Source organism: Bacteroidales bacterium (assembly GCA_021648725.1).
Taxonomy (GTDB): domain Bacteria; phylum Bacteroidota; class Bacteroidia; order Bacteroidales; family JAADGE01; genus JAADGE01.
The window spans coordinates 17680-32983 of record JAKISF010000007.1; the positions used below are offsets into that span (position 1 = coordinate 17680).

Sequence of the window (15304 nt, forward strand, 5' to 3'; positions counted from 1 at the left end):
AATATTATGTTTTTTTTGAAAAATATAATGTGCTTCTTTGCCTGTTAAGTATGGTTTATTGAATGTGATTATAGTGATATTTTTTCGGATATTAAAAAGTCTATGATATTTATGTGTTTAACACCTTGATATGTTTGCACTTTATGTTTATCTGATGATATTACAAGTTTCGGAAAATTATCTTTAATTTTTAATAAATTTCCAAATTCACGGTCAATTACTTTTTTGTCCGACAAAATATATGTTACCTGAATGTATATTTTTTCATTATTTTTTTTACAAATAAAGTCTATTTCTCTGTCTTTATGTTTTCCGATTGTAATGTCATATCCAAGTCGCGAAATATGATTATATACAAGATTTTCATAAATTTTAGCTATATCTTGCAAACGAAAACCGATAATAGAGTTTCGTAAGCCTATATCTGTAAAGTAATATTTCTCGCCTGTTTCAAATATTTTTTTCCCGCCTATTTCTGAACGTTTTACTTTGTTTATCAAAAAAGCGTTTGTAAGAAAGTTCAAATAATTTAAGACTATATTGTTAGAAATATTTATTCTTTGTGATTTTAAAAAGTCGCTAATTTTTTTTGCTGATATTATATTTCCGGTATTTTCGGCAATATACTCGCTTAAATTTTGCAGAAATTCTACATTTCTTATTTTATTTCTTGCTACTACATCTTTTAAAAGTATTGTTTTGTATATATTGCTCAAATAGTCGAAGACAATTTCATCTTTTAACTCTAAATTTTTAAGATATGGTAAACCACCGAACGTAAGGTATTTATTAAAGCTGTTGTCTGAATTTTTAAGGTTTTGAAATTCTAAAAACTCAATGTAACTTAACGGAAAGATTTTAAATTCAATGTATCTTCCGCTTAAAAATGTAGCAAGTTCGCCCGAAAGTAGGTTTGCATTACTGCCCGAACAATATATATCGTATTTTCCTTCTGCTTGCAGGCTCCTGAGTGCTTTTTCAAAATTCTTTATATCTTGTATTTCGTCAATAAATATTGCTGTTTCTTTTGCAGGAATAATTTTTGATTGTATATATTCCATTAAATCAACGTAATCTATAATATTCCTAAATTCATATAGTTCTTTGTTTATATAAATTATATTTACATTTTTATTTGTTTCTTGTATTTCGTTTTTTATTTGATACAGAAAATAACTTTTGCCTACTCGACGCTGTCCGACTATAACTTTAATTATATCTTTATTACGATAAGGTTTTATTTTTTCAAGATATTTTTTTCGTTTTATATATTTTGGCATATATCAATTGGTTTTTCATTTAATTCTTGCGACAACAAAAATACAAAATGTTTTGAGTATAGTTAAATAAATACAACTAATTAATGTTTTTTTATATTTGTTACCCAATATACAGTAATGCATGCGGCTTGAAAAATATAATGTGCATCTTTGCTTGTCAGGTAGGGTTTATTTCATAATTATTTTATTTTCCTTGCCGGGCCTACCCGCATAAACTCCGCTTTGGGTTATGTTTTTTGTTACAACTGTGTTAATTCTGAAAATAATGTTAACAAATCAAATTTACTTTATTTTTTCTTTTGCAGGTATTCCAAAAACTGATGTATTTGCATTTATATCATTTACAACAACCGCACCTGCAGCAACTAAAACCATATGTCCTATATTTATCCCTGATATTAATTTTGAACCTAAAGCACATAAAGTGCCTTTCCCTACTTTAACATTTGCCCCAATCGTTACTCCTGCTGAGATAAGGCAATTATCTCCAATAGAAGATTCATGGTCTATTGTAGCTCCTGTTGCAATAATCACATTATTCCCAATTTTCACTTCTGAGTTTAATATTGCTCCTGCAAAAACAGTAATACCTTTATTTAACAATACAGATTTTGCAATAACAGCTTTCGGGTGAATTGCATTTATTATATTAAATCCTTTTGAATGAAATTTATTAAATATTGCTGTCCTTAGTTTATTATCTTTAAATCCTCCTATTCCAAGAGCAATATTTTTCATTCCTTTCTCATAATAAGAATAAAGAACACTATCATCACCTAATACCGGTAACCCGCAAAACTCTTTTTTATTATTTTGCTTTGATGTTACACCTAATATTTTATACTGTTTTGTTTCTAACAAAATATCAATTAAAATTTTAGCATGCCCACCATCACCTACAATTATTACTTTTTTCTTCATATATTCACTACAATCTTAGTTATTTAAGTTATATTAATATTATTTCGGGTTTTTGTTTCATTTTATTATTTCCCAATAACCAGATTTATCCGATCCTACTCGTTTAATTATTTTTAATTCTCTCAGTTTCTTTAAATCTCTTTTTATTGTTTCTCTGTTTACTTGATGTTTTTCTGCTAATTCTTTTTGTGTTATATGTTTTTTTGCCCCAATATCTTTTATTATGCGTTTTTGCCTACTATTTACAGGCACATTTACAGGCACATTTACAGGCACATTTTTATTTTCAGCAAAAACAGTTACCATAAAACCTGCTGAAATATTTCTAAATTCGGGTTCAGGTAAATCGGCATTTTTAAACTGTTCTATAATTCTTTGAATTCCGGAACCGTATTTTTCAATCAAACCTATATTTTTACAAAAATCTGCAATTGACTTATTTCGAGGCGTTGATTTATAATTGTTCGACAATAAATCTTCAACAGTAATATCATCAGGCAGTTTGCCCGGATTATAAAATTCTATGCGATTATCAAATATTTTTACAATACTGTCAGATGAAGCTCTGTAATCTCTGTGAATTATCATATTTATTACAATTTCTCTTATTGCTTCGAGAGGATATTGCCACCTTTGAGTATTTCTGGCTTGTTCTGTAATAATTATTTCTTTATTGATGTGTTTTTTTACAAAATCAATTACAAAATTAATTTGAAATAAAATATCTGATTTTGAGCGTAAGCTGTCTTTTATTATCGTATTTGTCTGAAAACGACCTAATTCAATAGTTGTTAGTACTGTGTCTCGTTCAGTAAACAGCAGATAAGCTGCATTTGTTAATTTTTCATTTCTTACTAAATCATTTTTTAACAAAAACGTCAGGGGATTATCGTTTGTTTGGTTTTCTGTTTGATTATATAAATTTATACTATTTTGAACTTTATCGAATGATATGTCTTCAATTTTAAACTCATTATTTGTATAATAATCCCAACTGGTATTAAATGAGCGTAAGTGCATATTTACCAATTCGGAAATTTCAATTAAATGGTTTGAATTTGATACTCGTTTATAATATTTGCCCTGAATTGCAACAGGTTTTACAGGATATTCCTGTATGAAAAAAATAACTATATTTTTATCATCTATTTTTATCTTATCAGCATCAGGAATAAGTGAAGGGCTTGTTTTACTTTTTATTTCATTAAGCCAATTTTGTATGCTTTCTTTTGCGAGTTCAACTCCCGCAATATTACTTTTGTCGGAAACTCCAAGAATCACCTTTCCGCCTTTGGAATTAGCAAAAGCTACAAGCGTCTCGATTACCTGCCTGTTAAAATTTAGTTTAAATTCAAGCTGTTCGTTTTCGCCTTGTGAAATGATATGTAAAAGTTCTTTTTTCGTCATACAATAACACTACTTGGTATATTTACAACTCTGTCTGCCAACCATTCTGCATTTTCGACATTTTCAGTTTGACAATTTTTAAACATTTCTAATCTATTTATTAATTCCCAAACAGGGCGAGTCATTACACCGTTTTCGTTTGTAAATTTAAGAAATTTATCCCTTTCCTCTCTATCTTTTAATAATATAAAATTAAGCCAATAATTTGATTTTGAATTTTTAGGCTCTGAAACAAACTGAATTTCAGTATTTTTAAAGAAATTTTTATAATTTTCTGCAAGTTGTCTTTTCTTTTCAATAAATTTTGGAAGTTGTTCCAATTGTGCAACTCCGAGTGCGGCATTTATATTTGGCAAACGATAGTTATATCCAATAAAATCATGCACATATTCCCATTTATGCGGAACTTTTGCTTGTGTTGTTAGGTGTTTTGCTTTTTGGGCTAATTCCGTATCATTAGTTAAAAGCATACCCCCTCCCCCTGTTGTTATTGTTTTATTTCCGTTAAAACTAAGTGTTCCGAATTTTCCGAAAGTTCCTGTATGTTGCCCTTTATAGAAACTTCCGAGACTTTCGGCAGCATCTTCAATTAAAGTAATGTGATAGCGGTCACAAATAAATTTAATTTCGTCAATTCGTGCCGGATGCCCGAATGTATGCATCGGAATACAGGCTTTTATAGTTTTATCCGTTTTCTTATTCCGGCAAAATCCAAAATCATCACGATAAGTGTTTTTTGATAAAAAATCTTCTAATTTTTGAGGCGATAATCCAAGTGTGTCTTTATCAACATCAATAAAAACAGGCTTTGCCCCTGTATATGAAATTGCATTTGCAGTGGCAATAAAAGTTAAGGGCTGAGTAATGACTTCATCATCTTGCTTTACATTTGATAAGATTAATGCAATGTGCAAAGCTGCCGTTCCGTTTACACAAGCAACAGTATGTTTTGCTCCTGTGTATTTTGCGATATTTTCTTCAAATAAATCAACAAATTTACCTACGCTCGAAACAAATGTGCTGTCGATACACTCGTTTAAGTATTGTTTTTCATTACCAATGAAACGTGGCTCATGTAAAGGTATAAATTCATTTGTTTTGTAGGTTTCCTTTACAAATTTGATGAATTTTTTATACATTGTAAATGTCGGTTTTATACTTTTTAAGATTTTCAGGTTTTGTAAACCAGTTCATTGTTTCTACCAAACCTTTTTCTATTGAATATTGAGGTGCAAAATCGGTTAATGATTTTATCAAAGTGTTATCTCCCCAAAGTCTGAAAACTTCTGATTTTTCCGGTCTTAATCTTTGTTCGTCAGTAATAAATTCAACATCTGATTTCATAATTTTTTTTATTAAATTCAGAGTGTCTTTCATTGAGATTTCAAAATTTGAAGCGATATTAACTTCTTTTCCGATTGTTTTATCGTTTTCTGCCAAAGCAATAAATCCCCTACAGGTATCTTTTACATAATTAAAATCTCTTGTAGGACTTAAATCTCCGAGTTTAATTTGTTTTTTACCGGTAGCAATTTGTGAAATTATTGTCGGTATAATTGCACGTGCCGATTGTCGAGGACCATAAGTATTGAAAGGGCGTGCAATAGTAACAGGCAATCCAAAGGCATTATAAAAACTCATAGCCATTGCATCTGCTCCAATTTTGCTTGCAGCATAAGGCGATTGTGCTTGTTTTGGGTGTTTTTTCATCAATAGGAACGTATTGTGCCGTTCCGTAAACCTCTGATGTTGATGTGTGTATTACTCTAACATTCCCGTTTTCTTTTGATGCTTGGCAAATGTTTAATGTTCCTTTTACATTTGTATCAACATAGGAATCCGGAGCAACATAAGAATATGGAATGGCAATAAGTGCAGCAAGATGATAAATAACATCTACATCTTTTGTTATTTCTTTGCAGAAGTGAGGGTCTCGAACATCACCCGAAATTACTTCAAGATTTTCATTTTTCGAAATATCTTCTAACCAGCCCCAGGTATTAAATGAATTATATTGAGATAAGGCTTTTACCTTATAACCATTTTTTAAAAGCATTTCGGTAAGGTGCGAACCGATAAAACCGTCAGCACCCGTTACTAATATGTTTTTTGAGAAAATACCCAATTCTAATATTTTATTTTCTTTAGCAAAAAGGTTAATATCTTTTTTGTTGATTCTTCAAGTGTCAACTCGTCTGTATTTACTATAATGTCCGGATGTTGCGGAATTTCAAACGGAGAACTTATACCCGTAAAGTTTTTTAATTCTCCTCTGCGAGCTTTGGCATAGAGACCTTTTGTATCTCTTTGTTCGCAAACTTCAATAGGCGTGCTTACGTAAACTTCTATCAGGTTTTCTTTTCCGATAATACTTTTTGCCATATTCCTGGATTCTTTTGTGGGGCTGATAAAGCAGTTTATGGCGATTACACCGCAATTTAAGAATAACTTTGTTACTTCTGCAATTCTTCGGATGTTTTCAACACGGTCGGTTTCGGTAAATGTTAAATTTTTATTTATTCCTGAACGGATATTATCTCCGTCAAGAATTTGGGTTAAATAACCTCGATTAAACAGTTCTTTTTCTATCGCAGCACCCAAGGTTGTTTTTCCTGAACCCGAGAGCCCGGTAAACCAAAGAACTTTTGCTTTTTGCTTTAAAAGGTGCTCTTTTTGTTCCTTATTTACTATTTGGTTAAATACCGTAAAAATATTATTTTCTTTCTTCATACTTTGTAAACCTGAGAGGATATTTAAACTTAGACCTGCAAAAATAAAAAAAAGTTTGAAACCGGAAAATGCGAGAGTTTTTTATATGCGGAATTTATGAATGACTCCAACCCTGTGCTTCAATTTTAATTTCCGTACCATCGCCGGCAATTAAATAATTCCCTTTTGATTGCTCAGTTATATGCCCGATAATTGTAATATCCGAATTTTTATCAATTTTATCAAAGTCGTTTTGGGAAATCGTAAATAAAAGTTCATAATCTTCGCCTCCGTTCATTGCAAAAACAGTAGCGGCAATTAAAAGTTCGTCTGCAAAAGTTTTTGTCTGATCGGCAACCGGTAATTTTTGGTCATATATTCTGCTTCCGCATTTTGATTGTTCAGAAATATGTAAGATTTCAGAAGATAAACCGTCGGAAATATCAATCATTGACGTAGGTTTTACATTCAAATTGCCTAAAAGTTCAATAATATCCTTTCGTGCTTCAGGCTTTAATTGTCTTTCAAGAATATAATCATGACCTTTCAGTTCCGGTTGAATTTCAGGATTACTTTTAAAAACTTCTTTTTCTCTTTGCAATAATTTTAAACCGGCATAAGCTCCTCCCAAATCACCTGAAACACAGATTAAATCATTCGGTTTTGCTCCGGTTCTGTAAACAATTTTTTCTTTTTCAGCCTCGCCTATTGCAGTAATGCTGATAACAAGCCCTGTAACCGAAGAACTTGTATCTCCTCCGATTAAATCAATACCGTAATTTTTACAAGCCAAATGTATTCCCGAATACAATTCATCAATAGCTTCCAGCGTAAAACGACTTGAAAATGCAACTGAAACAGTAATTTGTTTCGGCACGGCATTCATTGCATAAACATCCGACAAATTTACGACAACTGCCTTATATCCAAGATGTTTAAGTGGGACATAAGATAAATCAAAATGAACTCCTTCAATTAATAAATCGGTAGTTATTATTGTTTGCTTATTTTTATATTCCGTTACGGCGGCATCATCTCCTATTCCTATTATTGTAGAAGAATTATTTATTTTTATATCTTTGCTGAGTCGTTTTATCAAACCAAATTCACCAAGTTCCGAAATGCTTGTCATTATTGTTTAATTTAAATAAGTTGCAAAGATGAGAAAAAAAATAAAATCAACATATTTATTAGTTATTATTCTTTTCGGTTTATTAAGTTGTAATACAAAAGATGTAAACATCGGTGATATCAAAGACGTTAAACTAGGAGGAATAAATTCAGACAATATTTCTTTAAACATAACCGTTCCGATAAGTAATCCGAATAACTTTAAAATTAAGATTAAAAAGTATAATTTAACCTTAAAAATAAATAATCAAACTTTTAAACTTATTGAAAATAATAAAAACATAGTTATTTCAAGAAAATTTAACGGAACAATCTCTTTTCCGATTAAATTAAAAAGCGAAAAACTATTTAATTTAAAAACTGTCAAGACTCTATACCAACTTTTTTCATCAAAGAAAGCTGAAATTGAAATAATCGGTACAATAAAAATTAAAGTTATGTGTATTCCTAAAAAAATACAAATTAAAGAAAAAAGAACTGTTAACTTCTGATAATTTTCCGTTTTTTACTATTTTTGGAAATTCTTAAACCAAAGTTTAAAATGAAAACTATTACAATATTTATCATCATTTTTCAATTATCGTTCATTGTTTTTTCCCAGAAACAAACATTTAAAATTGAAGATTCTGGAATTACACCCTCATATAAAGTTGCAGGTAACGGAAATATTAACATCACACAAGATGCTAAAATATTACAAATAGTTAAAAGACACAAAGAGCTTAACAATAACAAGTTTCCGGGCTGGAGAGTTCAAATATATTTCGGCTCCGGGCAAAAAGCAATGGCGGAAGCCCAAAGTGCAAAAAAACATTTCTTAATAAGATACGGAAATAATTTAGGAGCATATATTGTTTATGATTCTCCCTTTTACAAAGTAAGAGTCGGTGATTTCAGAACAAAAGCCGAAGCATTAAATTTTAAAGATAAAATAAAATCAACATTCCATGAATCATGGATTGTTACCGACAGAATTAATTATCCTTTTGAATAATAATTGGTTATATTGTAAATACCGGTTAACGAATTTTAAAACAGCCATGAAAAAAACAATTTTCATCTTTATTTTATTAATTATTTCAACATCAAGCTTCTCTCAAATAGTAAATGTCGAAAAAAAGAGAAAACAAAAGAAGGGATTTCAGGCAACAATCGGTTTAAATTTTACTGTTAAAGAAACCGGAAGTCGCATACTTGAACTAAAGAATAATATTGATCTGCAATATTCAAACAAAGCTCACAATATTATCCTCCTTAATAATATTAAACTTTTAAGTGTTGATAAAGGTTCATTAATCAATAACGGATTCCAACACCTACGTTATAATTATACGATTAAAGACAGTAGTTTTTTAACCTTGGAGGTTTTTGGTCAATATCAATACAATGAACAAAAATTATTAAAAAAGAGAATAATAGCAGGGGGTGGACCCAGGTTCCGAATCGTTCAAAGCGAAAAAATAAGTTGGTATTTTGCACCTTTGGCTATGTATGAATTTGAACAGCTTTCTGATGATGATAATACTGAAATAAAATTATTCAGATTAGATTCTTATACAAATTTTCGATATTCAATAAGCAAATCAGTTTCATTTAATCTTATTACATATTATCAACCTGATTTCGGTAATTTTAATGACTTTAGAGTTTCCGGAGAAACAGGAATTCGTTTTCATATTAATAAATACCTATCCTATGGTGTTAATTATGCTTTCGATTATGATAGTCAACCGCCAACCGACATTCAAAATACATTTTGGTATTTCAAAAATACATTGATTTTAAAGTTATAAACTTCATCATTCTTCTTTCTTGTTTTTATCCCATAGTGTTTTATATTTGTAGATATTTTAAAATCTGACAGAAAAAGAGAAATGAGCGACACTTCCACAAAATACAATTCAATAGAAACAGAAAATAAATGGTATCAATATTGGCTTGATAATAAGCTGTTTAAATCAACTCCCGATGAGAGTGAACCTTTCACGATTGTAATTCCGCCCCCGAATGTAACAGGTGTTTTGCACATGGGACACATCATGAACAACACAATTCAGGACATTCTCATAAGGCGTGCACGTATGCAAGGCAAAAATGCTTGCTGGGTTCCCGGAACCGATCATGCTTCCATTGCAACCGAAGCAAAAGTTGTAAATAAACTTGCAGAAGAAGGTATCAGCAAAAATGACATTACCCGAGATGAATTTATGAAACACGCTTGGGAATGGACACACAAACACGGCGGAATCATTTTAGAACAGCTCAAAAAAATCGGTGCCTCTTGCGATTGGGACAGAACAAAATTCACTTTAGATGAAGACCTTTCCGAAAGCGTTATCAAAACCTTTATTGATTTATATGAAAAAGGGCTGATATATCGCGGAATAAGAATGGTAAACTGGGATCCGCAAGCACAAACTGCTGTTTCTGATGAAGAAGTTGAGTATAAAGATGAGCAATCAAAACTTTACTATGTAAAATACAAAATTATTGACAGTGATGAATATTTGACCATTGCAACCACACGTCCCGAAACAATTCTCGGCGACTCTGCAATATGTGTTCATCCTGATGACAACAGATACAAACATTTGAAAGGCAAAAAAATAATCGTTCCTCTGGTAAACCGTGAAGCTCCGATTATTTTTGATGATTATATCGATATTGAATTCGGAACGGGAGCATTAAAAGTGACTCCTGCACATGACGAAAACGATTATATGCTCGGGCAAAAACATAATTTGCAAGTTATTGACATTTTTAATCCTGACGGAACAATGAGCAAAGAAGCTCAATTGTATGAAAATATCGATCGTTTTGAAGTCAGAAAACTCATTGTAAAAGACCTTGAAAAATCAGGCAATTTTGTTAAATCCGAAAATTACACCAACCGTGTAGGATATTCGCAAAGAACACAGGTCGCTATTGAACCCAAACTTTCAATGCAATGGTTTTTGAAAATGGAAGAACTTGTAAAACCTGCCATTGAAAATGTAAATAACGGTAATATAAACTTCTCCCCGAAACGTTTTGTAAACACTTATAACCATTGGTTAGAAAATGTAAGAGATTGGAATATTTCTCGTCAGCTTTGGTGGGGACATCAAATTCCGGCTTATTATATTTCCGGAACTAACGATTTTGTAATTGCTGACAGTATTGAAAAAGCACTTGAACTTGCAAAAGAAAAAACAAACAATAACAAGCTAACAGTCAGCGACTTAAAGCAAGACGAAGATGTTCTTGATACTTGGTTCTCATCATGGCTTTGGCCTATTTCTGTTTTTGACGGTATTAGAAATCCGAATAACGAAGAAATAAACTATTATTATCCGACAAATGTTTTAGCGACCGGACATGATATTATCTTTTTCTGGGTAGCACGAATGATTTTTGCAGGATATGAGTTCAGAAATGAAAAGCCTTTCAAAGATGTATATTTCACAGGCATGGTACGTGACGAACAAAGACGAAAAATGTCAAAACAACTTGGAAATTCGCCCGACCCGATTAAATTAATTGAAAAATACGGAGCCGACGGTGTGCGTTTCGGAATGATGCTTTGCTCACCTGCCGGCGGTGATTTATTGTATAACGATAGTTTACCGGAACAAGGCAGAAATTTCTCCAATAAAATTTGGAATGCCTTCCGCTTAACGCAATCATGGGAAGTTGATGAAACAATTAAACAACCGAAACATTCAAAAGTTGCTTTGCAATGGTTCAATGAAAAATTTAATGAGCAAATTGCAAATCTTGATGAATTATATGATACATTTAAACTTTCGGAAGCATTAATGTTGGTTTATAAATTATTTCGAGATGAATTTTCGTCATGGCTTCTTGAAATTGTAAAACCGGATTATCAAAAACCGATTGACTCTAAAACTTACATTGAAATTAAAACTTATTTTGACAAACTTTTAAGAATTCTTCACCCTTTAATGCCTTTTATTACGGAAGAAATCTGGCATCAACTTGAAAATCGTAAAGACGGAGAAAGTATCATGCTTGCAGAAATGCCGAAGGCACAAAGTGTTAGTAAAGAAATAATTGCAGGTTTCGACTTTGCAAAAGATGTCATTACACAAATAAGAACAATCCGAAAAGAAAAAAACCTTTCATATAAAAATAAATTAAACTTATTGTATAAAGATGAAACCGAAAGTTTTAATAAAACATTTGAAAGTATTATCATAAGATTAAGCGGAATTGAGGAAATTTCGGAAACAAAAGAAAAGGTTGAAGGCGCATCTCATTTTGTTGTTAAAAAAACGGAATTTTTTGTTCCTCTCGGAAATTTAATTGATAAAGATGCCGAAATTAAAAAGCTTTCGGAAGAATTAAAATATGCAAAAGGTTTCCTTAACTCTGTTATGAAAAAATTAGGGAATGAACGTTTTGTAAATAATGCTCCGCCGGCTGTTATTGAAAAAGAAAATGTAAAAAAAGCAGATGCGGAAGCAAAGATTAAAGCTTTGGAAGAGCAGATTAAAAATTTAAGCTAACAAAACCCTAACATGAATAAAAATAACTATTGCGTAATCATGGCAGGTGGTGTCGGAAGTCGTTTTTGGCCTATAAGCAGAACTCAAAAACCGAAACAGTTTTTAGATATTCTCGGAACCGGAAAATCATTGTTACAACAAACCTATTCAAGATTTGTACGTGTTTGTCCTTCTGAAAATATTTATATTGTCACGAATGAAATTTACGCAAAACAAGTTGCAGAACAACTTCCGGAAATAAGTACAGACCAAATACTTGCTGAACCGGCAAGACGGAATACCGCACCTTGCATTGCTTATTCAAACTTAAAAATTAAATCTAAAAATCCGGATGCCAACATAGCTGTTGCACCCTCAGATCATTTAATTTTGGACGAAACAAAGTTTGTTGAAGTGATTGAAAAAAGCTTTGAGTTTGTTTCGCAAAATGAAAGTTTATTAACATTGGGCATCAACCCTACCCGACCTGAAACCGGCTACGGTTATATTCAAATTGACGACACAAAACCGGATAATTTCAACTTTATAAATAAAGTGAAAAGTTTCACTGAAAAACCCAACAGAGAAACAGCGGAAAAATTTCTTGAAAGCGGCGAATTTGTCTGGAATTCGGGTATTTTTATTTGGTCATTAAAAAGTATTAATAAAGCATTCGATAAATTCTTGCCCGATCTTGCAAAATTATTTTCAAATATTGACAGTGTTTCAAATATTAAAAAAGAATCAGAGTTTGTGAAAAATGCTTATGCAGAATGCGAAAATATTTCAATCGATAACGGCATTATGGAATATGCAGAAAATGTTTTTGTATATCCGACAAATTTCGGATGGTCAGATTTAGGAACATGGGATTCTCTTTATGAAAATTCCGATAAAGATAAAAATAATAATGCAAGCAATTTCAATAATGTTCTCACATACAATACAAAAAATACTCTTATAAATATCCCGAAAAATAAACTTGTGGTTGTTGACGGATTAGACGGTTATTTAATTGCAGAATCTGACAATATTCTACTGATTACAAAGCGAGATAATGAATCAAAAATCAGAGAATTTGTAAAGGATGTTGAAGAAAAGAAGGGAGAAGAATTTGTGTAGAATATTATGTTATTGCTTTTTCAAAATTAAAACTGCTGAACTTTTTATGTCGCTTATGTCAGGAATTAACAAAACAACGACTAAACAATCAAAAGCATTAATCGTGAAAACAAATAAACAAAATTCAAACAAATATGCCGGAGCAGGACTAATTACAGCAATTACAGCTTCACTGTGTTGCATTACACCTGTTTTAGCAATAATTTCCGGAACATCAGGAATTGCAGCAAGTTTCTCTTGGCTTGAACCGTTAAGACCATATTTAATAATATTTACAATTTTTGTTCTGGGTTTTGCTTGGTATCAAAAACTAAAACCTAAAAAAGAAATTGAATGCGATTGCGAAACAGATGAAAAACCTAAATTTGCTCAATCAAAAACATTTTTAGGTCTTGTTACATTTTTTGCTGTTATAATGCTTGCTTTTCCGTATTATTCTAATGTGTTTTATCCTTCTGATAAAAAGGAAGTTATTTTTATTGAAAAATCAAACATCCAAACAATTGAATTCAGTATTTCAGGAATGACCTGCAACAGTTGTAATAATCATATAAATTATGAAGTAAGCAAACTTAACGGAATAATAAATTCAAATGCTTCTTATGAAAAAGGAAATGCAATTATTGAGTTTGATAATTCAGAAACAAATATTACAGAAATTGAAGACGCAATTAATTCAACCGGATATTTAGTAACAGATAAAAAAAATTAACATGAAAATTATTACAAAATCAATTGTAACTTGCCCCGAATGCGGACATAAAAAAGAAGAAGAAATGCCGACAGATGCATGTCAGTTTTTTTATGAATGTGAAAACTGTAAAGCAGTCCTTAAACCAAAAGAAGGCGATTGCTGTGTATATTGCTCCTACGGCACCGAAAAATGTCCTCCGATGCAAAAAAGCAACAGCTCGTGTAAATGTTAATCAACTATTTAACAATTAAATTTAATGAAAATGAAAAAATCAATTTTAATTTTTGCAACTGTATTATTTATCTTTGCAGGAACGGTAACTGTTTTAACAAGTTGCGGAAACAATGAAGAAACAGAACAAATAAAAGAAAAAGAAGCTTGGGCTTGTCCGATGAAATGTGAAGGTAAAAAAACTTATGATAAAGCGGGGCAATGTCCTGTGTGCGGAATGAATTTGAAGGAAGAGCACGAACACAATCACTAAAAAAAGAAAGTTTGTCTATGGGCAAGCTTCTTTTTTTATTCTGTTATTCGTATGTCATTAAATTTATAAATGTTATTAAATTTGCATCTATGAATAAAAACATAGACAATAAGCTTAACTCTCGAAATATAAAACTGACTGCAATGCGGCAGTTGATCTTAGAAATACTTACCGAGCAAAAAACAGCAATAAGTTTACCTGAACTTGAAGAAAAGTTTACTTATGCAGACAAATCAACATTATACAGAACCTTAAAAACCTTCCAAGACAACAAACTGATACACAGCATAGATGATGGCTCGGGAGCAATACGCTATGCAGTTTGTGATGATACTTGCGAGTGTAACCCGGAAGATTTACACCTTCATTTTTACTGTACTTCATGCAAACAGACTTTTTGCTTTACCGAAATTCCGGTTCCTATTATAAATTTGCCCTCCGACTTTTCTCTTGAAAGTGTTAACTTTGTTGTAAAAGGCATATGCCCGGAGTGCAAAAAAGAAAAAAATGAATAAACTTTGCAACCGAGTTGCATCAAATTTTATTTATATTTGCACCGATGGTTGAAAAAAAGAATAATATAAAATTATTTTTAACTTGGATTCTCGGAATTTTTGTTTTAGCACATGCCGTAATTCCGCACGATCATCATTATGCTGAAAACACGGAAATATCTGAACATGCAAAACATGAAAACGACTCACACAATAAACAGTCTGTACATTGTTTTGCAGTTAACTTTTTTATTTTACAAAAAACTGAAACTTCAACCGATAAAAGTGTTGTGGCAAAAACATTTCTTGTATATAAGAATATTTTCAGCCCGAAAAACTTTTTCTATAAAGGTCCGTTAATACAAGCAACATTTTTTCCTGATAAAAATTTCAGATTAACTGAATTTATCTTTTCGGAAATTAATCCGACAAGGGGCTCTCCTGTTGTTTAATTCTCTTTTTTTATTTCCCTAAAGTCAAAAAGGCTTTATGTGAAACTTATCAACCAAGTTTAATTTTTAAATAGTTTTTTCGAATAGTTTAAATCCTGTTCAAAAGAAACCTATTTATTTATT

General features: G+C 31.2%; 16 protein-coding genes and 1 pseudogene. 10 read left to right on the plus strand and 7 right to left on the minus strand.

Annotated elements, in window-relative coordinates; genetic code table 11:
* Positions 1-68 precede the first annotated feature (68 nt).
* From L3J35_04095 to thiL, 7 genes and pseudogenes are all read right to left on the minus strand, one after another.
* Entirely contained in the window at positions 69-1280 is a 1212-nt protein-coding gene (locus L3J35_04095) for an ATP-binding protein (protein ID MCF6365364.1), read from the minus strand.
* A gap of 282 nt (positions 1281-1562) precedes the next feature.
* Positions 1563-2201, minus strand: coding sequence for a NeuD/PglB/VioB family sugar acetyltransferase (locus L3J35_04100; protein ID MCF6365365.1), 639 nt, complete (start codon positions 2199-2201; stop codon positions 1563-1565).
* A 57-nt stretch (positions 2202-2258) separates the two neighbouring features.
* Positions 2259-3608: a putative DNA binding domain-containing protein gene (locus tag L3J35_04105; GenBank protein MCF6365366.1), complete on the minus strand. Its 1350-nt coding sequence runs from the start codon at positions 3606-3608 to the stop codon at positions 2259-2261.
* On the minus strand, positions 3605-4747 hold the full coding sequence (locus L3J35_04110; protein ID MCF6365367.1) for a LegC family aminotransferase: 1143 nt from the start codon (positions 4745-4747) through the stop codon (positions 3605-3607). Before L3J35_04110 ends, L3J35_04105 begins: the two co-directional genes overlap by 4 nt.
* Positions 4740-5664 (minus strand): annotated as a pseudogene (locus tag L3J35_04115) (NAD-dependent 4,6-dehydratase LegB). The gene L3J35_04110 and the pseudogene L3J35_04115 overlap by 8 nt, the downstream one beginning before the upstream one ends.
* Positions 5665-5735: 71 nt before the next feature.
* Positions 5736-6338 carry an adenylyl-sulfate kinase gene (gene cysC / locus L3J35_04120; GenBank protein MCF6365368.1) on the minus strand — a complete coding sequence of 201 codons (603 nt, stop codon included), beginning with the start codon at positions 6336-6338 and terminating at the stop codon, positions 5736-5738.
* Positions 6339-6432: 94 nt separating this feature from the next.
* Complete coding sequence (gene thiL, locus L3J35_04125) at positions 6433-7452, minus strand: thiamine-phosphate kinase (GenBank protein ID MCF6365369.1); 1020 nt, start codon at positions 7450-7452, stop codon at positions 6433-6435.
* A 25-nt stretch (positions 7453-7477) separates the two neighbouring features.
* On the opposite strand from thiL, the gene L3J35_04130 reads away from it, so the two are divergent.
* The 10 genes from L3J35_04130 to L3J35_04175 all read left to right on the plus strand — a co-directional run bounded on the left by L3J35_04130 (position 7478) and on the right by L3J35_04175 (position 15181).
* On the plus strand, positions 7478-7939 hold the full coding sequence (locus L3J35_04130) for an LEA type 2 family protein (GenBank protein MCF6365370.1): 462 nt from the start codon (positions 7478-7480) through the stop codon (positions 7937-7939).
* Between the two features lie 50 nt (positions 7940-7989).
* Complete coding sequence (locus L3J35_04135; protein MCF6365371.1) at positions 7990-8442, plus strand: SPOR domain-containing protein; 453 nt, start codon at positions 7990-7992, stop codon at positions 8440-8442.
* A 46-nt stretch (positions 8443-8488) separates the two neighbouring features.
* The gene (locus L3J35_04140; GenBank protein ID MCF6365372.1) at positions 8489-9241 is read left to right on the plus strand and encodes a DUF481 domain-containing protein; all 753 of its coding nucleotides are present in this window, start codon (positions 8489-8491) and stop codon (positions 9239-9241) included.
* Between the two features lie 81 nt (positions 9242-9322).
* Positions 9323-11956, plus strand: coding sequence for a valine--tRNA ligase (locus L3J35_04145; protein ID MCF6365373.1), 2634 nt, complete (start codon positions 9323-9325; stop codon positions 11954-11956).
* Positions 11957-11968: 12 nt separating this feature from the next.
* Positions 11969-13057 (plus strand): mannose-1-phosphate guanylyltransferase, encoded by a 1089-nt coding sequence (locus tag L3J35_04150; GenBank protein ID MCF6365374.1) that lies wholly within the window; start codon positions 11969-11971, stop codon positions 13055-13057.
* Between the two features lie 103 nt (positions 13058-13160).
* Positions 13161-13769, plus strand: a complete 609-nt coding sequence (merTP, locus tag L3J35_04155; GenBank protein ID MCF6365375.1) for a mercuric transport protein MerTP — start codon at positions 13161-13163, stop codon at positions 13767-13769.
* A gap of 1 nt (position 13770) precedes the next feature.
* Entirely contained in the window at positions 13771-13983 is a 213-nt protein-coding gene (locus L3J35_04160; protein ID MCF6365376.1) for a hypothetical protein, read from the plus strand.
* A gap of 30 nt (positions 13984-14013) precedes the next feature.
* The gene (locus L3J35_04165; GenBank protein MCF6365377.1) at positions 14014-14235 is read left to right on the plus strand and encodes a hypothetical protein; all 222 of its coding nucleotides are present in this window, start codon (positions 14014-14016) and stop codon (positions 14233-14235) included.
* 89 nt (positions 14236-14324) lie between these two features.
* Complete coding sequence (locus L3J35_04170) at positions 14325-14750, plus strand: transcriptional repressor (GenBank protein ID MCF6365378.1); 426 nt, start codon at positions 14325-14327, stop codon at positions 14748-14750.
* Between the two features lie 44 nt (positions 14751-14794).
* A complete protein-coding gene (locus tag L3J35_04175) occupies positions 14795-15181 on the plus strand; it encodes a hypothetical protein (GenBank protein MCF6365379.1) in 387 nt (128 codons plus the stop codon).
* Positions 15182-15304: the final 123 nt, after the last annotated feature.

Excerpts from the sequence above, each read along its gene's own strand:
- cysC (MCF6365368.1), bottom strand. The coding sequence starts at position 6,338 with ATGAAGAAAGAAAATAATATTTTTACGGTATTTAACCAAATAGTAAAT.
- L3J35_04135 (MCF6365371.1), top strand. The coding sequence starts at position 7,990 with ATGAAAACTATTACAATATTTATCATCATTTTTCAATTATCGTTCATT.
- L3J35_04110 (MCF6365367.1), bottom strand. The coding sequence starts at position 4,747 with ATGTATAAAAAATTCATCAAATTTGTAAAGGAAACCTACAAAACAAAT.
- L3J35_04095 (MCF6365364.1), bottom strand. The coding sequence starts at position 1,280 with ATGCCAAAATATATAAAACGAAAAAAATATCTTGAAAAAATAAAACCT.
- L3J35_04170 (MCF6365378.1), top strand. The coding sequence starts at position 14,325 with ATGAATAAAAACATAGACAATAAGCTTAACTCTCGAAATATAAAACTG.
- L3J35_04105 (MCF6365366.1), bottom strand. The coding sequence starts at position 3,608 with ATGACGAAAAAAGAACTTTTACATATCATTTCACAAGGCGAAAACGAA.
- L3J35_04140 (MCF6365372.1), top strand. The coding sequence starts at position 8,489 with ATGAAAAAAACAATTTTCATCTTTATTTTATTAATTATTTCAACATCA.
- L3J35_04175 (MCF6365379.1), top strand. The coding sequence starts at position 14,795 with ATGGTTGAAAAAAAGAATAATATAAAATTATTTTTAACTTGGATTCTC.
- L3J35_04130 (MCF6365370.1), top strand. The coding sequence starts at position 7,478 with ATGAGAAAAAAAATAAAATCAACATATTTATTAGTTATTATTCTTTTC.
- L3J35_04160 (MCF6365376.1), top strand. The coding sequence starts at position 13,771 with ATGAAAATTATTACAAAATCAATTGTAACTTGCCCCGAATGCGGACAT.
- L3J35_04150 (MCF6365374.1), top strand. The coding sequence starts at position 11,969 with ATGAATAAAAATAACTATTGCGTAATCATGGCAGGTGGTGTCGGAAGT.
- L3J35_04165 (MCF6365377.1), top strand. The coding sequence starts at position 14,014 with ATGAAAAAATCAATTTTAATTTTTGCAACTGTATTATTTATCTTTGCA.
- L3J35_04145 (MCF6365373.1), top strand. The coding sequence starts at position 9,323 with ATGAGCGACACTTCCACAAAATACAATTCAATAGAAACAGAAAATAAA.
- L3J35_04100 (MCF6365365.1), bottom strand. The coding sequence starts at position 2,201 with ATGAAGAAAAAAGTAATAATTGTAGGTGATGGTGGGCATGCTAAAATT.